Origin of the sequence: Streptomyces sp. NPDC050743, assembly GCF_044456925.1 — a bacterium.
Taxonomy (GTDB): Bacteria; Actinomycetota; Actinomycetes; order Streptomycetales; family Streptomycetaceae; genus Streptomyces.
On sequence record NZ_JBITGJ010000024.1, the window covers coordinates 103947 to 125709 of the forward strand.

Annotated in this window: 20 protein-coding genes; 11 read left to right on the forward strand and 9 right to left on the reverse strand. The window is 66.6% G+C overall.

The annotated features are described in order from the left end of the window. Positions 1-27 precede the first annotated feature (27 nt). From ACIBJF_RS23550 to ACIBJF_RS23560, 3 genes are all read left to right on the forward strand, one after another. Positions 28-741, forward strand: coding sequence for a ParA family protein (locus ACIBJF_RS23550; RefSeq protein WP_399176374.1), 714 nt, complete (start codon positions 28-30; stop codon positions 739-741). An 8-nt stretch (positions 742-749) separates the two neighbouring features. Beyond that, positions 750-1598 carry a hypothetical protein gene (locus tag ACIBJF_RS23555; RefSeq protein WP_399176375.1) on the forward strand — a complete coding sequence of 283 codons (849 nt, stop codon included), beginning with the start codon at positions 750-752 and terminating at the stop codon, positions 1596-1598. 125 nt (positions 1599-1723) lie between these two features. Continuing rightward, entirely contained in the window at positions 1724-2035 is a 312-nt protein-coding gene (locus tag ACIBJF_RS23560; protein ID WP_399176377.1) for a hypothetical protein, read from the forward strand. 63 nt (positions 2036-2098) lie between these two features. On the opposite strand, the gene ACIBJF_RS23565 is transcribed toward ACIBJF_RS23560, so the two are convergent. Then, positions 2099-3439 (reverse strand): hypothetical protein, encoded by a 1341-nt coding sequence (locus ACIBJF_RS23565; protein WP_399176379.1) that lies wholly within the window; start codon positions 3437-3439, stop codon positions 2099-2101. 87 nt (positions 3440-3526) lie between these two features. Next, positions 3527-6619, reverse strand: a complete 3093-nt coding sequence (locus ACIBJF_RS23570) for a hypothetical protein (RefSeq protein ID WP_399176381.1) — start codon at positions 6617-6619, stop codon at positions 3527-3529. A 339-nt stretch (positions 6620-6958) separates the two neighbouring features. Between ACIBJF_RS23570 and ACIBJF_RS23575 the strand changes: the two genes are divergently transcribed. Together ACIBJF_RS23575 and ACIBJF_RS23580 are read left to right on the forward strand one after the other, a co-directional pair. Continuing rightward, positions 6959-8077 (forward strand): ImmA/IrrE family metallo-endopeptidase, encoded by a 1119-nt coding sequence (locus ACIBJF_RS23575; protein WP_399176382.1) that lies wholly within the window; start codon positions 6959-6961, stop codon positions 8075-8077. A 2-nt stretch (positions 8078-8079) separates the two neighbouring features. Continuing rightward, positions 8080-9237, forward strand: coding sequence for a hypothetical protein (locus ACIBJF_RS23580; protein ID WP_399176383.1), 1158 nt, complete (start codon positions 8080-8082; stop codon positions 9235-9237). Between the two features lie 6 nt (positions 9238-9243). On the opposite strand, the gene ACIBJF_RS23585 is transcribed toward ACIBJF_RS23580, so the two are convergent. Then, positions 9244-9867, reverse strand: coding sequence for a hypothetical protein (locus tag ACIBJF_RS23585; RefSeq protein WP_399176384.1), 624 nt, complete (start codon positions 9865-9867; stop codon positions 9244-9246). 297 nt (positions 9868-10164) lie between these two features. Here ACIBJF_RS23585 and ACIBJF_RS23590 point away from each other — a divergent pair, with 297 nt between their 5' ends. Together ACIBJF_RS23590 and ACIBJF_RS23595 are read left to right on the forward strand one after the other, a co-directional pair. After that, a complete protein-coding gene (locus ACIBJF_RS23590; protein WP_399176386.1) occupies positions 10165-10347 on the forward strand; it encodes a hypothetical protein in 183 nt (60 codons plus the stop codon). 922 nt (positions 10348-11269) lie between these two features. Continuing rightward, positions 11270-12247 (forward strand): L-threonylcarbamoyladenylate synthase, encoded by a 978-nt coding sequence (locus ACIBJF_RS23595; protein WP_399176387.1) that lies wholly within the window; start codon positions 11270-11272, stop codon positions 12245-12247. Positions 12248-12342: 95 nt separating this feature from the next. On the opposite strand, the gene ACIBJF_RS23600 is transcribed toward ACIBJF_RS23595, so the two are convergent. Continuing rightward, positions 12343-12735 carry a hypothetical protein gene (locus tag ACIBJF_RS23600; protein WP_399176389.1) on the reverse strand — a complete coding sequence of 131 codons (393 nt, stop codon included), beginning with the start codon at positions 12733-12735 and terminating at the stop codon, positions 12343-12345. 329 nt (positions 12736-13064) lie between these two features. Next, complete coding sequence (locus ACIBJF_RS23605; RefSeq protein ID WP_399176391.1) at positions 13065-13706, reverse strand: carbonic anhydrase; 642 nt, start codon at positions 13704-13706, stop codon at positions 13065-13067. Positions 13707-14157: 451 nt separating this feature from the next. Here ACIBJF_RS23605 and ACIBJF_RS23610 point away from each other — a divergent pair, with 451 nt between their 5' ends. Together ACIBJF_RS23610 and ACIBJF_RS23615 are read left to right on the forward strand one after the other, a co-directional pair. Further along, a complete protein-coding gene (locus tag ACIBJF_RS23610) occupies positions 14158-14547 on the forward strand; it encodes a transposase family protein (protein ID WP_399176393.1) in 390 nt (129 codons plus the stop codon). Then, entirely contained in the window at positions 14445-15245 is an 801-nt protein-coding gene (locus ACIBJF_RS23615) for an ISAs1 family transposase (protein WP_399176395.1), read from the forward strand. The genes ACIBJF_RS23610 and ACIBJF_RS23615 overlap by 103 nt, the downstream gene beginning before the upstream one ends. A gap of 21 nt (positions 15246-15266) precedes the next feature. On the opposite strand, the gene ACIBJF_RS23620 is transcribed toward ACIBJF_RS23615, so the two are convergent. The 4 genes from ACIBJF_RS23620 to ACIBJF_RS23635 form a co-directional block, all read right to left on the reverse strand. Further along, positions 15267-16916, reverse strand: a complete 1650-nt coding sequence (locus ACIBJF_RS23620) for an ISAzo13 family transposase (RefSeq protein WP_399176407.1) — start codon at positions 16914-16916, stop codon at positions 15267-15269. Between the two features lie 1000 nt (positions 16917-17916). After that, positions 17917-18225, reverse strand: a complete 309-nt coding sequence (locus ACIBJF_RS23625; protein ID WP_399176397.1) for a hypothetical protein — start codon at positions 18223-18225, stop codon at positions 17917-17919. Positions 18226-18297: 72 nt separating this feature from the next. Then, the gene (locus ACIBJF_RS23630) at positions 18298-19695 is read right to left on the reverse strand and encodes a DUF4331 domain-containing protein (protein WP_399176399.1); all 1398 of its coding nucleotides are present in this window, start codon (positions 19693-19695) and stop codon (positions 18298-18300) included. Between the two features lie 75 nt (positions 19696-19770). Next, a complete protein-coding gene (locus ACIBJF_RS23635) occupies positions 19771-20091 on the reverse strand; it encodes a hypothetical protein (RefSeq protein ID WP_399176401.1) in 321 nt (106 codons plus the stop codon). A gap of 278 nt (positions 20092-20369) precedes the next feature. On the opposite strand from ACIBJF_RS23635, the gene ACIBJF_RS23640 reads away from it, so the two are divergent. Together ACIBJF_RS23640 and ACIBJF_RS23645 are read left to right on the forward strand one after the other, a co-directional pair. Next, complete coding sequence (locus ACIBJF_RS23640; RefSeq protein ID WP_399176402.1) at positions 20370-20777, forward strand: hypothetical protein; 408 nt, start codon at positions 20370-20372, stop codon at positions 20775-20777. A gap of 345 nt (positions 20778-21122) precedes the next feature. Then, complete coding sequence (locus tag ACIBJF_RS23645; RefSeq protein ID WP_399176403.1) at positions 21123-21707, forward strand: sigma-70 family RNA polymerase sigma factor; 585 nt, start codon at positions 21123-21125, stop codon at positions 21705-21707. Positions 21708-21763 lie beyond the last annotated feature (56 nt).

The window sequence follows — 21763 nt, forward strand, 5'->3', positions numbered from 1 at the left end:
TTTCCAGTTTCAGGAGATCAAGCACACGTGAACGAGAACACCCGTCACAAGACCCTGGCCGCGGCCACAGAACACGTCTGGGACGCGTTCGTGATCGTTGTCGGCATGCTCAAGGGCGGCACCGGCAAGACCACCTCCGCCTGGTTCATCGCCCTCTACTACGCCGTCGTCCTCGGCGTCCCGACGCTGCTGCTGGACGCTGACGCCACCAGCCAGTCCGCCTACGACTGGTTCAAGGTCGCCCAGGCCGCCGGCTTCGAGATCCCGGCCAACCTGGTTGTCGAGCGGTACCCGTTCGACGACATCGCCGAGTACATCCGTGAGAAGCGGTCCGAGTTCGGCGCGATCGTGGTCGACGCCGGCGGCGGCAGCTCCCGCATCTTCCACGAGGCTGTTACCGAGGCGAACCTGCTGCTCGTGCCGGTCGCCCCCACCAAGATCGAGCGCCGCAAGCTCGTGGCCACCTTCGACGAGGCCGAGCGCGCCGCCGCCCGCAACGAACGCGACGTCACCGCCCACGTGGTGCTGGTCAAGGCCGACGACCGCACCAGCCTGCCCCGCACCGCGAAGGACAAGCTGCTGGAGCCCGCCGAGGGCGAGGGCATCGGTCCGGAACGCGACGAGCCCTTCCCCCTCGCCGAGACCGTCATCCACTCCTGGGTGCACTACATGGAGGCTTTCGGCGAGGTCCCGACCGAGCTGAGCGAGTACGCCGAACTGATGAAGGAGCTCACGGCATGAGCGAGCGTATGAAGCCCCCGGCACGCCGCGCCGGCCGCACCCTGGGCGGGACCAAGAAGGCGACCCCGCCGCCCCCTCCCCCGGCCGCCGAGCTCACCCCCGAGCAGTACGCTGCCGAACAGGCAACCGCCCAGGGCGAAGGCCGTTCCACTGCAGGCGAGGCGCAGGTTCAGCCCGCTCCTTCCGTCGTTCCCGCCGAGACATCGACACAGGGCCGGACCGAGGCGGTGCCCGAAGTGGCACAGAGCTCCGCCCAGCCGACTGCCGAAGCGCCGAGCGGCCCAGTGCCGGAGCCGGCTGCCAGTCAGCCAACTCACCCGGCCGTCGACGTGCCCGAGGCGGGGACGGAGTCCGCGCCGATGCCGATGGAGCGGCACATGCCGCCTGTGGCCCCGGCTCCCGAGAGTGCAACACCTGCGGTCCAGGTGACGCAGCCGGTCGAACCTCTTGCGCAGCATGGTCCGCCTGCTGTCACGTCCGCGGCTGCTGGTGCGGCTCCGGCCGCCGAGGTGGCCATTCGCCCGGCCGTTCCCCCGGTGGCAGGCGGTACGGCGTTCCCGGTGAGGACCGACGGTCCAGGCTCTCACCAGGAACAGCACGCTCGATCGCAGGACGCTCCCAGCGAGGGCGCTCCGTACGCTCACGGTCCCGGTCGTCCCAAGGACGTTCCCGAGGTCTCCGTCGTTCTCAACCAGCGCATCATCGCGCGGGAGAGCCTCGACTCGTCAGTGCCCGCTGCCCTGAAGCTCAAGAAGCGGATCAAACGCTTCGCGCTCGACAACGAACTCGATCACCTGCCCATCGGCGACATCGTCTCGGTCGCGCTAGACGAGTGGCTCACCACCCGCGGCTTCTGAACCCGGCAGAAAGGCACGGGGCGGCCGTCCTCGCATCGGGGTCCGGCCGCCCCTCCCCCCGACTATTCCAATAGCCCCATAGGCGGATAGCTATCCGCCTAGCCGGACCGACCGGAGCAGCTCTCGTGCCTGATCACTCCCCCTACGCCCGCCGACTGCGTGAAATCGCCGACGCACTCGACGCCGAGTTCCAGCCAACCGACGACGCTCTTAGGCCGCACCCCGACACCCTGAACGTCATCAAAGACCGGCACACCAAACGCGGGCAGCTCAACCACGCCGTCCCTGAAGTTCTTCAGTTCCAACGCCGGATCCGCCGGTGCAACGCCGACACCGACATCCCTCACGGTGACATCGTCGCTCTCGCCCTTGACACCTGGCTCCGTGCAAAGGGCTACCCACCGGACCTCAATCCACCGGGGACAGAAGTCCTCTAACCAGCCGTCTCACAGCGGATGCCACCGGGGCACCGTACGTCACGGTGAGAAAGGACCTGCCAATCACTCCAGGTCCCGTTCTGTCCGCTGCGGGGTGCCCTGGCCAATCTTCATGTCCGCCCCCAGCCGGGCGATGACGCTCGATTCGACATAGGGGTGTTGGCCTTGGTGATAGTCGTCTCGTAGCTGCATTCGTTCGTACCAGTGCCACACAACCAGCTCAAGACTGTGCTCCGCCAGGAAGTTCTGCAGGAAGGTCTTCCTCACCAGAAGCGCACGGCTTTCATCCCCGGGTTCCTCGTAGTGGGTGAACACGGGTGCGCCCGCAGTATCGAGCCAGCCCGGACCTCGCATATCGAAGGTCAATCCCGCGGCCTGTTGGATGAAGGTCGCAGGCAGTAGAACACTGGCGGTATCGCCAATGGAGCAATCGAGAATGCCACCTTCCCAGGTGTACTCCTCGATGGTGGGTACGACGTCGATCTCTTTGCCGCCGATCGATACCCGGCGAAGGGTGTCGTACCGGTGTGGGCAGTTCGGTCCGATACGGCCCACTTCGCCGACATAGCAGCAGTCTGTATGGCCGTGTGAGTCGAGGAGATCACGGGTGTCGTGGCGTGATTCGTCTCGCAGGGCCTTCAGGAGGGCTTCGGCATCACCCGCCTTGACGAGCAGTGTGTGGATAATGCTCTTCTCCTGCTGGCCACGCCATCCCTTATCGGCCATCGGATCGACCTTGTGCACGAAGCTCTCGAGTGCCACCCATTCGTGGCCTTCTCGGTCACGAAGGAACAGGGAGTCGGCGACGGTCGGCTCGGAGGCGGTATCGGCCACGAACCGTCTGATGTCTCCGCGGTATCGGCTGAAGTCGAGGGGGGCTGGTGGCCACTCCTCGAGGCTGATCAGGGGCGGGCTCCACGCCGTTACGCCGTTGCCGCCTTCTTCGTTGAAAGCGTGGTAGTCGATCGGGGGCAGGCTGGGATCGATCTCGCGGTCGCCGATGATCTGGTGCAAGCCCTCATAGGGCTCGCTATCTCCGAAGTGCCGCGATGCCTGATAGTTGTCCGCAACCCGTGCCAGCAGCTCGTGGTAGGCCATCCACTGGTACTTCTTGCCCCAGCGTTCGGCCTTGTGTCCTTCTCTTCCACCGCGCCCACGGCCGATGCGTCGGTCTTCGTCTCCGAACAGCTTGGGTGTCCAGCCGAGACTGAGTGTGCGGCGGAAGATCCAGCGGCACGCAATGTCTGCTGGGTAGTCGTGGTCCACCGGCTGGGGATACACGAACGAGGCGTCCCAGAGCTTTCGCTGCTCTTCGCTCAGCGGATCATCCGCACGGCGCAGAAGGGACTTGAGCCGGCTCAGTGCTTGCTCTTCAGGGTTACGCAACTTGTCGACCAGTGTCACCTTCTGTTCTTCACTGACCGACGCGACGAACTTCTCCCAGCGGCTCTTGATGAACCGCGGCTCCCGGGGCTTCCGTTCGGGATACGCCTACCCGAGGCGGTAGCGCAAGAAGTGATGAATGCCAGGCTGGACGACGTAGCGGGCGAAATCACCCATGCCCATCAGTGAGAGATAGATCGACAAATAGCTCTCGTCAGCCGACTGCCTCTCGCGCCCACCGTACTTGGCCTTGATCCTCGCCTCCGTCGGCGGCGGACCAGGCACCCCCAGCCCGTATGGGCGCCGGGACATATCAAGCGCCGATGCAGGCAGCAGCTGCTGCGCTACGGCCCACCGGACGACACCGCGCGCAGCGTCGAGGAGCAGCTCGTCCGGTCGGACGGGTCGGGTGAAGACCAGGTTATGAACCAGCTCCGCGAGAGATTTTGCCTGACCAGCTTGTTGAGGAGAGCTGCGCTGGAGTGCACCGTAGGCAATCGCGACTACACGTTGGACCACGTAGGGATCGTCGACCGCCCAGAAACGCTCGACGAGTGCGCGCATGACGTCGAGATGCCCACGTAGCAGGTGAACCAGGGCTTTGGTGGTCCAGTCCCGCATGAATCGGTTCGGAGAAGACAGGAGCCAGCACAGAGGGATGCAGGCGAGCTCGACTACCTTGGGGTCGTAGGCGGGATAGGGTCCCGCTGCCGCCCAGCGGGCGAGTCGGGCTGCCGTTCCCGAGGCGTCGGACAGCGCGTGATACATCGCGATACCGAAGTCGCTGTCGACACGCTTGGGCATCTTCCGCTGCAGGAGATACCGATGCAGTGCCTCGCCGTTGAGTCGGTTGTCGGGCTGCGGTGCGAGGGCGAAGAGTACCTCGTAGAGGTCCGAACGACGCAGATAGCGCTGGGCCTCGTTCAGCAGGTCGATCGTCCGCTGAGTGATTGCTTCCGAGGCACGGTACGGCAGGGTCTCCACAAATACCTGATAGAGCCGGCGGGCGCGCCGGTGCCGGTTCCAGGCGTCCCCGTCTTCGTGTCCGTCCGGAGCCTCGGTCATGCTGATACTCAGGAAGTCCAGCAGCTCCACACCGTAGACCTCGGGGAACAGGATGGTCGCTGCGTCGTGGATCCCCCAGCTGCTCACCTCCGTCAGCCACTGTCTGACCGCTGCGTCGTTCAGCGGGTCGTCGGACAGCGCAAGGCGACGTCTCAAGAGCAGGAAGTCAGCGAAGGCCTGGAAGACGATGCGAACGCCTTCTCCAGACCTTCCGCTGCCCAGGTGGAGGCGCTCGCGTGTGAGCACTCCCTCCTCCTGCAGAAGGCCCATGAGCCTGACAGCGTCAATTCGGGGGTCTTCGAGCGACGAGCTGAGTGTTTCATGGGCGCTGGCGGCGCTCATGCTCTCGCGGCCAAGCCGGGACAACTCGTCAAGGAGAGCGTTCAGCGCATGGCGGACATGAGTCTGTGCCGCCTGTAGTTCGTAGCTTGAGGTTGCGTCGGGGCGGAGGCGGCGAGCTACCGTGCGGATCTTTGCGCCGAGGTAACGCTCGAAGATGGCGACGCGGCCTTGGTGGCCGGTTGGAAGCGACTGGGTGTCGGTCTCCGAGAGACTCTCGCAGTACAGGCGGAGGAAGAGCGGCAGCGTGAACTCGGGCGTCAGAAGGGGAATTTTGGGGGCTTCGAGACCATAGTGATCGAAGTAGCGCTGGGTCGCCTCGACTTCCCGCTCGGCGAATCCCGGATGTGTGCGGTGGACGTAGTGTTTGCCCTCGGCGCCCTCCAGCACGAGATCACGGTAGGTGTCACGACAGGACACGACGAGGGCGACGTGCGGATGCCGGGCGACGGCAGCCCGCAGCCTCGGGAGGTGCGTTCGCCAGAAGTCCGCTGGTGTCGTCTCGTTAAGCGCATCGATGAAGATCACGAAGCGGCTACCAGACGTCGCTGCAGCTTCGCCGGCGGCATCCATGGCGCTCAGGAGCACATCGCCGCCGACCGGCTCCAAGCCGAGTTGGTCCGCGACACTCGCCCACAGGTCGCCCCTGCCGAACTGCGCACCGGCCAGGAACACTGCGGGCCGATCAGCGAGCAGAGCACGGTGGGTGGCATCAAGGAGCAGGTGGGTCTTGCCCGACCCTGCCTGCCCTGTCAGAAAGTAGGTACGCCGCCGGAAGGCACGGCCGACCGAAGACTCAAGCCACGAGTGCAGTTCGTTGATCGCTTTGCCCAGCACACCGACGCCGTAGCCTTCGGCGCGTTCCGGAGGATTCTGGTTCCGCTTGGGGTCGTCGCTCGGCAGCTCCCTCCACTCGGCCTTCGCCCGACGTTCGTAGTCCCTGGCAGCTTCAATGGCTTCAGCAGCGGCCGACAGCTGATCTGTGAGGTGCAGGAGGGTAGTTGGAGGATCCCCAGCTTGTGCTGCGATGGCGCTCGCGGTCGACTTCAGGGCTGCTGCCGTGTCATGGATGGCTTGATAGGCGAAGGCGCCAGGGTCGTCCTCATCCTTGACCAGGACGTGTAGATCGTTTACGCCGGTGATGACGTCGCAGCGCAGACGATTGAAATGAGTGAGGACCGCCTGATCGAAGCCGAGCGCGATGAGGTCTTCCTGGATGGGAATGTCGACCTGCAGGTCGGGCCGGTACTTCTCGCCGGCAGCGTCGGCCTGCTCCTTGTAGCGCCGCTCCAGCCAGTCACGCCCGAGCGCGACGTGATGCCACCAGAACCAGCGCCGACCGCGGTGCTCAGGCTTGGACAGCTCGTCCAGCAGGTCACTCTCCTGCACCAGCTCGAACTGAATCCTGTCGGCACCGGAGATCGTTTTCTTCCAAGTTGCGACCTTTGCCTCGTACTTCTGTCGCTGAGACTTGCGCTCCCCGCCACGCGTTCCGGTGGCCAGGTTCCAGGAGATCGCGAACGTCAGCTTGCGGAGTTCCGGTCGCTCCTTGGCTACGCGCTTCACCGAATCCGTCATGGCGGTCAGCAGCGGATCGATGCCCTCCACATGCTTGGCCTGCCAGCCCCACTCCGTGCCGTCCGGCAGGGTGGCGCACCACTCCACACCGCCGTCAGGGTTGCCGGTTCGGATGGCCTCAGTACCTGTTGGCACGCGGTTCTTGAGCAGTTGATACGACAGCTCTTCGAATGCCCGACTCTGCTCGCCGTTCCAGGCACGTAGCGTCCTGAAGCTCAATCCGTCTCCACCCCTCGTGGCCCCTTCCGGCTTGTAGACCCAGACGCGATCGCCCCTACGCCCGTCGGGGCCGATGCCAAGTCACGGGACTGGCGGAGCAGGTGAGGAGCCATGGTAGGCCCGGCGCTGGTTGCAGCCGCTCGGCTTCGCCACTGAGCCATGACCACATGTCTGGCCTCAAGTACACAGGGGCCGAGCCCGATCGCCAGGCGATCTTTGCACCGGAAGCAGGGATGCACATCATGCACGGAATATTTTGAGGTATGTTTCTGCGTATACTACGTTGAGTTGTATAGTGCTGCACGCTGGAGAGCCTGACCGCGGGAGGTGGGTGTCGTCGTGGATGACGTCGTCGACTTGGTGGCGCAGCCCGCCATGTTGACACTGGCCCGTGAGTCGCGTGGCTGGACGCAGGCTGACCTGGCACGGGAGATGACGGGCCGCGCGGCCAACGAAACGGTGTCGCAGGGGTATGTCAGCCGAGCCGAAGCCGGGCGCCTGGCAGTAAGGGGCGAGCGACTCGCCCTGTTCGCCGCAGCTCTCAGGTACACACCCGAGATGCTATGCCGCACCACTGACAACGGCGGGGTTGGCGTCGGGCTCGTTCACCACCGCAAGCGCGCCTCCTTGGGCGCACTGGCACTGCGACGCGTCCACGCGACTCTGGCAGTTACACGCCTCCAGGTGGAAGCCCTGACGGCCGCGAGCCACGACGACGAAAAACATACGTTCAGGCATATAACGGTCGACGACTTTGATACGCCGGCCGATGCCGCGGAGACGCTGCGGTTGGAGTGGGGACTCCCGTCTGGACCCGTCCCGAATGTGGTAGAGGTGCTCGAAGCCGCCGGCGCACTGCTCGTGGCCCGCGATCTCCAAACTCGTGAGCTGGATGCCGTGAGCCAGTGGCCGCACGGTGAACGCCCGCTCGTTCTGCTCAACTCGACTGCCTCTGCGGACCGTTATCGTTTCAGCCTGGCGCACGAACTCGGGCACATCGTGATGCACACTGAGCCTGGGGACGGACGCCTGCAGGAACAGCAAGCCGATGAATTCGCAGCCGAATTCCTCATGCCGCACGAGAGCATCGTGGCCGAACTTCGGCCGCGCGTGGACTTGGCGCGACTGATGGAACTGAAGCGTCGGTGGAGGGTCTCAATGGCAGCACTCGCCCGCCGAGCCAAAACACTCGGCGTCCTCACCGAGTGGCAGTACCGCTCGCTCATGGTGGAGATGTCCGCCCTGGGCTACCGAACCACCGAACCCGCTACCTTCGAGCTCGAGACCCCGCGTCACCTTGCCAAGGTCGCGACCCGACTGAGGCAACAGCACAACCTCGACCTGTCCCAGGCAGCCCACCTAGCCGGCCTGGAACTCGAGGAGTTCACCGAGATCTACTCGTGTCCTTCCTCCGCCCCGGTGACCACACGGCCACCGGAATCACCAACAAGTAGGTGACAATGGCAAACTCGCCGTTCCCCGGCCGCACCCCCGCCCTGCGGGTCCTCGATGCGTCGGTACCGGCCACGCCGCTGCTGCAGGGGCGTGTACTGCTGCATGAGAACGCCCGCTTCGTACCGCAGATGCGGACTCCGCTCGACGATGACCTCGGCGGCGTCGTCATGAGCGGGGAGAAGGCGGGTGAACGCGCCTACCAGCTCCGAACCTCCGGCTACACAGGCGCCCTGCTGATCGACACTGCGGCCTACAAGACGCACACGGCGACAGTCGATGAACCCTTTCTGCTGGACGGCAACGAGCTGTTCGACACGGTCGACACCTCGCTTGAGCTGCAGAAGGCCCGCGGTGCCAGCGCCGCTCTCACACCGACTGGATACATCCCCCCGGGAGCCTCCAGGGCGCTCAAGGCGGTCATGCGCCAGTCCGAACGCATCGAGCGGGCAGACACAATCGTCAACCTCCCGATCGACATCGCCTGGCTCACCGATGAATTCCTCAGCCAGCTGATCGCAGTCTGCAAGCGCATCCCGCATCCGAAGGCCCTGACGCTGTTCCGGCAGTTCGATCCGATGGAGCAGGCCAAGAGTGTTCCCGCCAACCTGCGCCGCGTCGTAGCCGAGCTGCCTGACGTCGCTCTGCTGCGGACCGATCTGGCCGCACTGGACGCACTCGCGCACGGCGGGCTGTTTGCCGGTATCGGCGCCGACAGCGCCAGTCGGCACAGCATTCCCCCTGGCGAGCGGGCGCTGTTCAACCCCAACGGCGGTGGACCCCAATATCCGTCAGTGCTGATGCCGAGCCTGATGTGCTTCAAGGGCACCCAGTCACTGGCCCGCCTGTACGCCAATCACCCGCCAGCAACGTGCAGCTGCGACGTCTGTGACGGTCACGGCCTGGACCGATTCAACGATCCGGGCGGCGAAGCGCGGCGCGAGTCGGAAGACCACAACATCAGCATCTGGAGCGCCTGGGTCATCGAGATCACCAGCAGGAAGCCCGGCCTAGAGCGCAAAGCGTGGTGGCGCGACAAGTGTGCCGCAGCCATCGCGCACTACGCCCTGGAAAACCAGCGTCTGGGGCTGTCGGCAAATTCGAAGGCGGGCTTTGCAGTCCCTGACCCGCTGGAGGCCTGGGCAACGCTGCCGATCACACCCTGAGACCGCTCACCTAGCCGAGAGCTGCTTATACGCCTCTTCCACGAACCTCCAGCCGGCCACAGTGTGCCGACGCCGAACGAAGGGGCGAGGCGGGACAACGACCTCAACGTCATTGCTGATCGCTACGAGTAGCCCAATGCCGTAGAACTCTGCCTCCATCACGGCGTCATCTCGACGCCGCAAAGGCCGGTCGATCAAGACAGCCCGCGCGCAGAAAGGTGTGAACCATTCGGCTTTTTCCTTAGCGGAGGCCCAGCCCTTACCCGGGACGACGGCAAGATCGACTCGGATGGGGTGGGTTGCTTCGCGGACGACGACGTTGTCATGCCGGGTAACCGTTCCCGCAGGCATCCGCCTCAGCACGCGCTGCTCCGTGTCGCTCAGCGAAGTGACTGGGACAGGCTCGCCCAGTGGAAGGTTCATCAGCAGGTCCAGCGCCCGAGGATTCGTGAGCTCCTGCGTGCCGACGCGAGCACGTCGCTCGATCTCGTCCTCGTTTTCGCTGTATGCAACAACGACATCGATACCGAACATGTTCAACACGCCAATATCTGCGCCCTGAGGGAACAGAGTGCCAGGCGCCGCCGCTCCGGAGATCGCTTCCGCCGGACCTCGCGCCGCCACAGCCATGTTGCTACCTCTGCCCTCGCCTCAAGGAGGCTCGCCCTTCACGGACGACCGCCTACTTACCTACCGGTAGGAAACCTTTCACGGAATGGTCTGAACGCGCCAGCACTGCAGGCCGCGGCTGCCGCTACCCATGACGACCACGCCGCCCACCGGGCACAACTGAAGCACTGCTGCCCGGGTCACGGGCAAAAGCCCCTATCTTCAGGTCAGGCTAGTGCTGTCATGCCTGCCCCCTCGCCGGAGTGACAGCGATGACCCTAGTGCGAGCCCTCGGCGCTCCACAACGGTCGTCTTGCCATGCAATCCAAACGCTTCCCGCTCTTGATCGATCATACGGAAAGCTCACTCAAGTCGTTCAAGGGACCCGTCGTCGGGCAGCGCACGGGCTACTCGGATGGGATCGATCTCGACGGGCTCGCCTCGTTTGTCGCCTGGGTTCAGCGTGCCGTCGTCACCCAGCATCGACGTCTCGGCTCCTGACCTGGCTGCTGCGGTGGCCCGGCCGCGGGTGGGCAAGCGGTGAGTCCCGACGTGCGAGGGTGGGCAGCTTCCGGGCCTGCCGGCGCAGGAGGCCCGGAAGCTGCCGTCCCCGGCCGGTGCAACCAGGGAGGAGACGGCCCCGCGAAGGGGGGGAGAGCAGCAGGGCGCGGAGCCTCCGCAAGAGGTACACACCTTCGGTCACCATGGTCAACGGCGCAGACGTCTGTGAGGACACGATGTGTCCAGCGCGTTCTGCCTGGGCGTCACGGCTGGCGGACGGCCGCGTCTCCGCCCGGGTCCAGCCAGCATGGAGCGGTACAAGAAGAGCATCGGCAAGTCGAGGGGCACCCTGAACATCTCCATCGCGGCTCAGGCCGCACCGTACGAGTCAATCCCGGCCTACAAGAAGAAGATCGCCGGCGAGACGGTGATCGTCTTCGACGACTTCACCACCGAAGGCAAGTCCGTTGACTGGGCCCGTACGCTCCTCAGCGAGGCCGGAGCAGCGCGGGTCATCGCCCTGACCATCGGAAAGTACCCTCGCGCCACACGTGTACCGTCTACGCCTCGGCGTCAGATTGGCCCCTTCACCCCTTCACCACCAACAACATCACCCTGGCGGACTTCCAGACGACCTCTGGCCTGGAGGAGCGGGGGAGGGCCGTGGATGCCCCTGACGGCGGCCATGGAGCATTTCGCCGCCGCCGAGAAAGCCTCCGCCGAGTCCCCGGCCCCCGAGCCGGCCCGCATGGCGCATCCGGCACCTCGCCCGATTCCCGCCGCACCCGCTCACCCATAACCTCCTATAAGAACGCCCGGCAGCAGCGCCTTGGCCAGAGGCTCGCCTTGATCAAGGAACCGTGGTTGGCGCTGAGATTGATCAAGGCCGTCGCCGGTCCTTGGCGCATCTAGGATTGCGAGCGTGACGGCAAGAACCAGTGACATCGAGAAGGCAGCCGGGGTGCTGCGCGCTGGCGGCCTGGTGGCCCTCCCGACCGAGACCGTCTATGGCCTGGGCGCCAACGCCGAGGACCCCTCTGCCGTCTCGCGCATCTTCCAGGTCAAGGGACGCCCGCCCTCGCACCCGCTGATCGTCCACATCAGCGGCGCGGAGCAGCTGGACGACTGGGTCCAGGAGGTACCCGCGACGGCCCGCCTGCTGGCCGAACACTTCTGGCCGGGGCCCCTCGCGCTGGTCCTGCGGCGTGGTCGCCGGGTGCCCCTCGAAGCGACCGGTGGCTTGGAGACGGTGGCCGTGCGCGTGCCCGACCACCCGCTCGCGCTCGCGCTGCTGTCGGCCTTCGGTGGCGGTGTCACGGCCCCGTCCGCCAACCGCTTCGGCTCGGTGAGCCCCACGACCGCGGACGACGTCCGTGCCGAGCTGGGTGATGCCATCGACTTCGTGCTGGACGGCGGCTCCTGTGAGGTCGGTGTCGAGTCGACCATCGTCGACGCCACGGGCGAGATCCCGACCATCCTGCGGCCCGGCGGGGTGACGCGCGAGGATCTCGAAGCGGTGCTGGGGTGCCCGCTCGCGGTCCCTGCTACCAGCCACATCCGGGTGCCGGGCCAGCATCCGTCGCACTACGCGCCGCGTGCTCGGGTCGTCCTCGTCGAGCCGGAGAAGGCCGTCGCCGAAGCGGAACTCGCTCAGGAGCTCGGGCACCAGGTGGGTGTCCTTCTTCCTGCCGCCTTCGCTGGCGCTGAGGTGAAGGCACACGCCGTGGTGGCGGTCCCCGGTTCGATGGCCGCCTACGCACGCGGGCTGTACGGGTTCCTGCGCGAACTCGACCAGCGCGGCTGCGACCTCATCATCGCGTCCTTGCCGTCGGAGGAGGGACTGGGACTGGCGATCGCCAACCGGCTGCGCCGCGCCGCGGGGCCCCGGACCACCGTGTGACGAGCACTGACGAGGTGCCTCCAAGGAGCTGTTTCCCGACCGCGGCTGGGTACCCGGAAGATGCTGGAGATGTCGGCGGCCTGGAGGGTTGCGTGTCAGGGCGTGGGAGGGACAGAGCGGGCCAGGGGTTCCAGGTCTCCGTAGAGGGCGGTGTGGAGCGCGGCGGCGAGTTCGCGGGCTCGTTCTTCGCTGCGTACGCCGTGCATCATGAAGTAGACGGGTCCCGTGTAGGCGCCGAAATCGACCTCGTGGTTGTCGACCAGACGGAGGATCGCGGCCCGGATGGCATCGTTGACGGCATCGGCGACCGTGTGGCCGGAGCCGGCGGTGAGGGTGTCCGCCTTCACGGTCCACTGCGGGCCTTCGGATTCGATGGCGACGAATACAGCGTTGTGCGCCATGGCATTGCGGTAGGCGTCGTGGAAGGCATTGGTGCCGGTGGCGTACGGGATGAGGTGAGCGGGGCAGGGAACCGGCAGTGGCTGCACCAGCGCATTGTGCCAAGAGGTGACGTGAATCGGCGTCCACGACGCGATGGCGGGTTCACTTTGAGTGGTCATCTTTGCTTCGAACCAGCGGCTTTCGCTTTCTCGCGGCCCTGACCCGAGGCCGGTGCACCATCAGGGGCCGCTGACACACGAGCGCTGTGTCGCCTCCTCCAACGTCACCACGACAGGCAGGACACGCCGCCGTCAACCCGCGAGCGCGTCCCGCTGTTGTGAGAGGTAGCTGTCACCGCCGGAACCTGCGTCAGGCGCCCCGTCATTGCTCCTGACGGCCGCGGAAAAGCATGCTGATCAGCCACGGCCAGGAGCGGTCAGGATGTGGCGGGGATCGTCGCATTGAGGCCGCGGGAGGCGACGAGCTGTGCACTGCCGTCGGTCAGCCGGTAGGACAGCCCCACCACGCCGAGGCGGCCGGCGGCCACCCGCTCGGCCAGGACGCGGGAGCGCTCGGGCAGCAGGTCCACGGTGTGCTCGATGTGCTCGGCCAGGATCTCGTCGGCCGTCTCGCGTCCGGCGGCGCGGGCTGCCAGCACGCTCGGGGTCACCCGTTCGACAACGTCACGGACGAAGCCGGCGGGCACCCGTCCTCCGTCGGCTGCGGCACAAGCGGCTGCGATGGCCCCGCACGAGTCGTGGCCGAGTACGACGACGAGCGGGGCGTCGAGCACGCTCACGCCGTACTCGATCGAACCGAGGACTTCCGCACCGGCGACGTGGCCCGCGGTGCGAACCACGAACAGGTCGCCCAGGCCGCGGTCGAAGATGATCTCGGCGGCCAGCCGGGAGTCGGAGCACCCGAACAGCACGGCGAAGGGCTGCTGGGACGGTGCGATCTCGGTGCGGCGTATGGCGTCCTGGTTCGGGTGCTCGGGGGTGCCTGAGACGAAGCGCTGGTTACCGGCCATGAGCAGCTCGAAGGCGTCGCAGGGCGTCGGGTTCTGGATCTCGGTCATGGCGGCAGCCTACGAGCCGGCACCAGCCGTCGCACCGCCTGGTCCCATCGAAACTCGCCGGGTCGGGCCACGCTGACGGCCTTGTCATCACCCCCAGGCGCCGGGCGAGGGCGGCCTCGGCGCGGAACCTCAGCGCGCGACGGTGCTGCCCCACCCCGTACGGCCACCGCCCCCCAACCCTCCGCTCGTCGTCCACATCCGCACAACGAGCCAGGCGCCGCCCGCGCTGTCGGCCGAACGAGGGCGGATCGCCCGGGAGCACTCGCTCTCACCGCCGTTCTGGCCTGCGCCCAGGGCTCCGTCAAGTTCCGTGATTGCGTGGAGGGTTGGCGATCAGCCGGTAGGGGCGGACAGCAGAGCAGGCACGGGGGTTCGTGATCATTGTGGTGTCGAAGCCAGATGATCACGAGGATGTCCCGTGCCTGCTGTTGCATCTTCTCCTATCCCTGCCGTGCTGGAGAAACTGGGTCCGCTGGATGCGGACCGGATCGCTGATCTGCGTCCCTACCTCGAGTCGGTTCCGGATCCGCGCTCACGCCGGGGACGGTGGTACTCGCTGACGGCGATCTTGCTGGTGTGCGCCTGCGCGGCCGTCTGCGGCGCGAAGAGCATCGACGAGCTCGCCGAGTTCGGCGAGCGGGCCACGAACACGCTGCTGGCATCCCTCGGGGTACGCCGCCACCCCGCATCACCGCGTCCGCGGAAGTGTCCGGGGCCCGATCGCGGCAGGTCATCGCCGTGGACGGAAAGGCCCTCAAGGGCTCGGCCCGCCTGGATACGCCGCGCCGTCACCTGCTGTCGGCGGTCACCCACGACCGCGTCGCCACGATCGCCCAGGTAGAAGTGGGGGCGAAGACCAACGAGACGCGTCACTTCAAGCCCCTGCTCGCGCCGCTCGACCTCGCCGGCACCGTTGTCACCTTCGATGCCCTCCACTCGGTGAAGGCCAACATCACCTGGCTGGTCGAGACGAAGAAGGCCCACTACATCGCCGTCATCAAGACCAACCAGCCCACCGCCCACGCCCAGCTCGCCGCCCTGCCCTGGACGTCGATCAAGGTCCAGCACACCGCCTCCGCCACCGCCCACGGACGGCACGAGTCCCGCTCGATCAAGACCTGCGCCATCGCCGGCAACCTCGGCGGCATCGCTTTCCCCCACGCCCACCTCGCCATCCGGGTCCACCGCCGCCGCAAGCCCACCGGCCGGCCCGAAACCCGCGAGAACGTCTATGCGATCACCAGCCTCGCCGCCCATCAAACCTGCCCCGCCGACCTCGCCGCCGCCATTCGCGGGCACTGGGGAATCGAAAATTCCTCCCACTACATCCGAGATGTCACGTTCGCTGAGGACACCTCGACCATTCACGCCGGCACCGCACCCCGCGCCATGGCCACCATCCGCAACCTCGCCATCGGCACCCTGAAGATCCTCGGAGCCGACAACATCGCCAAGACCACCCGCGCCATCCGCTACGAACCCGAACGGGCACTCGCCATCCTGGGCATCACCAACAACCCAGACACTCACGGAACTTGATCAAGCCCTGGGAGCTGACGATCAATAACTCCTTGATTTCGTTGGGGTGTGCAGGGCGGAGGATGGACGCTGTCCCGCGATGGCTGCGAGCTGGTCGTGGGAGGTCACCTTGATCGCACCGGCGGTGATGGTGTGGCCGAGTGCGTCGAGGTCGGGGGTGGTTTCGCGGACGGCCCTGCCGATCCTCGCCTTGGAGACGCCGAACAGGGTGGCCAGGGTGGCCTGCTGCAGGGACCAGCGCTTGGTGAGGACGGTGGCGAGTAGCTGGTCGGAGGCGGAGAGCAGGCTGGTGCCGGTGTTCCCGCCCCGGTGACGTCCGGGGATGACGACCGGCGGGTGGTCGGTGCGGTAGCGGGTGTAGCGCTCGAGCAGGTCGGTCCAGGCGGCCGGCTCCAGGCCAGTCAGGCTCGGATGGGCGAGCCAGGCGGGAGCTTTGTCCCCTACCGGGAAGCGCCCGAACTCTGCTGGTGGTGCTGGGCGTTGAGCCGATAGAGGCTCGGGGCGCAGCGTGTAGTTCCAGGTGCCGTGCCACTCGTGCGGGGTGAGGGGGAGGCGGTCCATGACGTCGTCGGGCACGGTGACGCCGGTGGGGTAGGCGCCGGGATCGAGTTCGGCGTGGATGGCCAGGCCGGTGCGGGTGCGGGTCGCGCCGATGGTGTTGACCACGACTTCATGGCTGGTCAGGGGCCTGCCGCGCCAGTTGATACTGATCTGGGAGAACAAACGGTGTTCTATCTTGTTCCACTTCGAAGTCCCCGGCGGAAAGTGACATACAGTCACCTCTAGGTCGCTCTCGTGGGCGAAGGCGGCGAGCTCCTTCTTCCAGGCGCGGACCCGGTAGCCGTTGGAGCCGCCGGCGTCGGCGGTGATCAGCAGCCGGGAGGCGTGCGGATAGCGGTCTCGTCCCTGTCCGTCCCACCAGCGGCGCAGCGTGGCCACGGCAAAGGCGGCAGTGTCGCCGTCGCAGCCCACCGATACCCAGCCGGCGTCCGCGCCGATGTCGTAGATCCCGTACGGCACCGCCTTCTCGGCTCCCTTCTCAGGGAAGTCGTGGGCGCGCACGCGAACCGGCTGCCCGACCCGGTGCCACTCGCGCCCGGCGACCGCATACGCGCCCAGGGTCTCCTTCTTCTTCGCATCCACACTGATGACCGGCTGCCCGTCCGCGAGATACGCCGTGGCCTGGTCGTTGATGTAACGGAACTGGGCGTCGCGGTCGGGGTGGCGGGCTCCCTCGGTGGTGCGCGAGGTGCCCTGCAAGGAAAACCCCTCGGCCTTCAACAGTGCGGCCACCGTGTCGTGACCGACCCGGTGCCCCTGGCGGGACAGCTCCGCGGCCAGGGCACGGGTGGACTTCACGGTCCACCGCAGCGGCGACTCCGGATCTCCCCGCTGATCCGGCTCGACCAGCACGAGCAACGCAGGGACCAGGTCCGGATCGAGATCCCGCAGCCGCTTGCGGCCCGCGCCCACCGCCCGCATCCGCCCATCGGGCTCTCCACCCCGTTCGAGCTCGCGCAACCCCCGCGACACCGTGGACTCCGCCACCCCCGCAGCCCCCGCCACCAGGCGAATCCCACCGTGGCCCCGCACACGGGCAGCAGCCCCCAGCACCAGCCGTCGCTGCCGCTCGTCCAGATACGGCAGCAACAGCCCCAGCGCCTCCGACAGTCCCGTCTCAATCCCCTCCGTCACACCCGCATCCTACGAACCAACAGGCCCCAAAAATCAAGGAGTTATTGATCGTCAGCTCCCTGGCCTGCGCCAGCAGCGCCGCCACGAACCGTGCTTCCACGGCCGACACCGGCACCGAATCTCTACGACTCGTAAAATACGAGATACCAAAGCAAATAAGGTGAAAACGACTTCCGAGAGGACTTCTGTGAAACCACGTCCTGGGGAAACGTGATCCACTCCGGGCCGTTCTCAGAACTTTTGCAACCAGTCATTTATGAGAATCACCGTGCGTGCCGCCCTGGCCCTGGCTCGCCTGTCGGGGCGAGATCCTCGCGATCGCGGCCGGTGAACAACTCCAGCAGGGCCCTGGCGGGCAGGTGGGCCTCCGCCGGATGACGCAGCCTGCCGTCCAGATGAAGAGTGTAGCGCGTTACCCATCAGGTGAGTCTCCCAGCAGTCCGATGCGGACAGCAGACCGGGGAAGACCCCCTGATCGCCCTCGGGGAGACTCATTGCGGCTGAGTTGGGGCTGGGCACACGGCAGACAGGCCATGGTCCGTCATGCGGTGGTGCATGCCGCTGGCTGTCACCGACAGCCAGTCGCGCAGCGTCAGCCCGCCCTTGCCGCTCCACGCTGAGTGAGAGACAGCCGCCAGGAGGGCGCAGATCCAGCAGCCAGGCACGGGAACGAAGGCATTCGCCGGAGCTGTCACGTGAGAGCGATCGGGGTTCATAGAGCAGCGGTTCTCCAGCGCATGGCATGACGAAGAGATCTATAAGGGTGTTTGCCGATCGGACTGGCATGCGCTGTCGTCTGACATGGCGCAGCTGTTCCTGCGGATGAAGCGGGCCCTCCGAACATCCGTCGGCAGCAGCAACTGCAGGGCCATTGCCAGGTACAGCCGGTGACGTGTAGCGCATGAGTCATTGGTGGGTGGCCGGAAGCGTTAGCAAAGGAGGCACAGGCGGCCGTTGAGCACACCGGAAGCGCGTGCTACCAGTGGTATTCGGTGGCGCCTCCGCCGGTGAGCGTGACGGATCCGTGGGCGGTGCCGTCGTTCTTCCAGACGGTGTAGGTGCCGGCGGCCAGGGGATGGATGAGGACGCAGTGGATGGTGCGGTCGGCGAGGTGGCGGGGGCGCACGGCGGCGTGGGTGCGCTGCTCGGGCCGGTCGACGGGGCTGACGTGGATTTCGAGTCCGTTGTGCTCGGGGGCGGTGTGGATGATGAGCGCGGCGGTGTCCTCGCCGATGTCCAGGACGACACTGCCCTGGGTGGAGGGGTGGGAGGTGTGCTGGTGCATGCGGGGCTCTCTTCGCTCGTGGTGGCGGGGCCGCCATTGCCGGGAGGGGCGGCCCCGCCGGTCGGGTGGGGGTCAGGAGGCGGGGTGGTGGTAGCCGTCGTAGGGGACGCCGAGGTAGGGGAAGGAGTTCAGGTAGGGGTTGGTGACGTCTGCCGGGGTGAGGCCGTCGGTCACCTTGGACGCCGCGGCGTCGGGGGTGTAGCTCTTGTCGACGAGGGGGAGGGTGGCGCCGGCCAGGGCGCGCAGTTCGACGGTGACGACGTCGTCGTAGACGCGGCGTCCGTTGGGGAAGCCGGCCGCGTCGCCGCCGATGAGGCCGAGGATGTTGGGTTTCCTGGCCGGGGGGATGGCGGTGTTGAGGCGGATCATGTCGGCCTGGGTGGGGCCGGTGTAGTTCTGGAAGCCGGGGACGACGCCCCCCGGGATGCCGGTGAGCAGGATGGCGAGCAGGTCGGCGCGGGGCTTGCCGGACTTGTTGTAGGCGTCCAGGTGCGGGAAGACGCCCGGGTAGAGGGTCGGCAGCAGCTTGGCCAGTTCGGGGTGGGCGACGTAGGTGGCGAAGCGCTTGTCGTCGGCCGGCGGCAGGGCGTTCCACTCGTCCTTGTGGCCGAGTGGAACCAGGACTTCGTTGAAGAGAGGGTTTCCGAGGCGGGAGACCTGGGTGTAGGGGCCGGTCTCCAGGTCCCGGCCGTGGCGGGGCTCGATGACGCGGGCGCGGCGGCGGCTTGCGGACGTCCACACGCCGATGGTGGCGTGCGGGTCGGTGGCGTCCCGGATTCGGCGCCCGTGGTGGGTGAGGTCGGTGATGGGCACCTGGATGGCGAGGGAGTGGACGTTGAGTTCCTTGGTGGTGTTGACGCCGTCGGCGGGCTGGGTGAAGACGCTCATCCCGAACTGGTTGTGCAGGTTTTGGAAGGGGCGCAGGGTGCCGAGGTCGAAGATGGCGCCCAGGTCGACGTAGAAGCCCTCGGCGCGCTGTCCGGCGAATACGGTGCGGTGCTTGCCCAGGGTGTGGACCGCCTGCTGGGCCAGCCGCTGGTAGTTCGGGGTGGACAGCGGGCCGATGTTGCAGGGCGGGCAGGTCAGGTGGCGGCCCAGCACCGAGCGTCGGCCGCTGCTGTCGCAGCGGGTGAGGGTGTAGGTCTGGTAGCGATTCCAGTTCGGTGAGTCCAGGCTGAGGATGGGCCCGGTGTTGTAGAGGAAGCTGTCGGGGTGCCGCAGCTTGGTGGTGAACTCGAACTGGTAGGTGACGTCCGCGCGGCCGTCGCCGTCGTTGTCGATGTGGATCTCGTAGAGCACGTCGTCGCCGAACTCGTAGAAGTTCGGGCCGCCCGCGGGGTTCTGCAGCGGGATGTAGTTGGCGATCAGCGTGACGGTCTCGGGAGCGTCGGGGCTGACGAATGCGTACACGTCGGTGCTGTCGGCGACCGGGTCCTTGGAGATCTCCGGGGCTTCACGGTGGGAGGACATCAAAACCTCACTTGTGTCGATGGGTGCGTTGCGCGGGCAGCATCAGCTGCTCGGTGAGTGGGGGGTGTCGTCCGGTCAGCGCGTGTGACGCAGCAGCGCCGCGGCCAACTCCCGGTCGACTACGTGGTGATGCCGCTCTCCGTGGAAGAAGTCCAGTTCGCCCGTCGAGGCGTCGCGCACGTGCACCACCAACGGCTCGTGCGGGCCGGCCGCCTCGGCCGGCGCCTCGGCCACCGCTTCGTCCCGGCGCGGCGCAGCCGCAACAGCCGGCTCCGCAGCACCCAGGACCACACCCGCGGCGAGGCCCGCGAGGCCCAGCTGCGTCGCCCCGCGCATCATCCCCCGGCGGTCGAGACCGGAAGGTGCCTCCTGCTGAGGCCGCTGGGAATCGTTCATGATCACTCCTGTCGACTGGGGCCGTGGGGAGCGACTCGCTTCAGGCAACCGGCAGGCCGATCGCCGTACAGGGGGATCGAACCAAAAACGAGAAGACACGGGTCACCTGCAGTGGGTGCTCCCACGGTCTGTGCGATGAGACGGAAGGCGCCGAAGAAGCGTCTGACGGCAGACGCTCAGGGCCTGTGGCAGAAGAGGCCGGCGCTTCGCCCCGAATGAAACGCCCAGCATCGCCCTCCGTCAAGCCTGCCTCGCCGCTGCGTAGTTGACGCACGCCCGTGTACATCGTTGTCACCGCAGCTCAAACCCCAAGCGGATCGGCCGAACGAGGGAAATCCGCTTTCTCTCCCCAGTCGACCAAGCCGGCACCGGACCTGCATCGGATTACTACCGGCAGAAGAAAGACAGAAGAAGGTGATCACTGGGCAACCGTCAGGTATGGGCAGCGTGCAGCAGCACCTCTCACCAGCTGGTTCACCAGCCGTGCGCCCCAAAACGGGGATACAACAGGCAGGTTCCGCCGCTGGATCAACCTGTCCTACCCATTTACGGAACGCTACGCACAGATCGAGCAGTCTGCGGTCGCGAAGGGGCGGTCGCGTCTGCCCGAATTCGCCATCGTCCTGATCACCGCGAACTCGGCGGCTGACATCGTGCTAGCTGAAAAGGGGCAGGCAGTCCAGTGATACTCGTGTTGGTTATGCTCCTTCGCGCGGACGTGTCCGTGTCTGTTTTTTATGGACGCAGCAGCGGGCCAGCTCACGGCCCGTGACCACTTTCCTGACACAGGCAGCGAATGCAAGGCGCCCGCGGCGGCGGGGGCATCCCCCGGTCAGGGCCTGACCGGGGCACGGGCAGATCCGCCTGGACCGTAGGCCGGCACTGGCCACAACGGATCAGCCGTCAGCCACGGCAGAGCAGTAAGTCGTGCTGATTTTCTACTGCCACAATTCGTACAACCAATCCGCAGTTCGCGTGGCCCCGGATTACACAGGGATGTTCCGGCCGGCCACGCCCACGGGAGAGCCATTGTGAAGGAACCAGTACATATCGGGAAGCACCCGTCTGCGAAACCTGATCTGCAGCACCTGCTGCACGAGGTGGCGCTGGGTGATCAGGAGGCGTTCGCCGCTCTCTACGACGCGGTGGCCGGCTCCGTCCTCGGGGTCGCCCGGGCCGTCCTGCGCGACCAGGCGCAGTCGGAGGAGGTGGCGCAGGACGTGCTGGTGGAGGTGTGGCGCACCGCCCCCCGCTACCGGCCCGATCGCGGCACGGCGATCAACTGGATCCTCACCCTCGCTCACCGCAGGGCGGTGGACCGGGTCCGGTCGGTGGAGGCCGCGGCGGCCCGTGACACCAAGGCCGCTCTGCTTGAGCATCAGCCTGCGTACGACGAGGTGACCGAGCAGGTCGAGACCCGCCTGGAGCAGGAGCAGGTACGGCGCTGCCTGCGCACTCTGACCGAGCTGCAGCGGCAGTCAGTCACCCTGGCGTACTACCGGGGCCTGACCTACCGGGAGGTCGCCGAAACGCTCGCGCTGCCGCTCGGCACGGTCAAGACCCGGCTGCGCGATGGACTCATCCGACTCCGAGACTGCCTGGGGGTGACCGCATGACCACGACCGATCTGCACGGTCTGACAGGCGCCTATGCGCTGCACGCTCTGCATGAT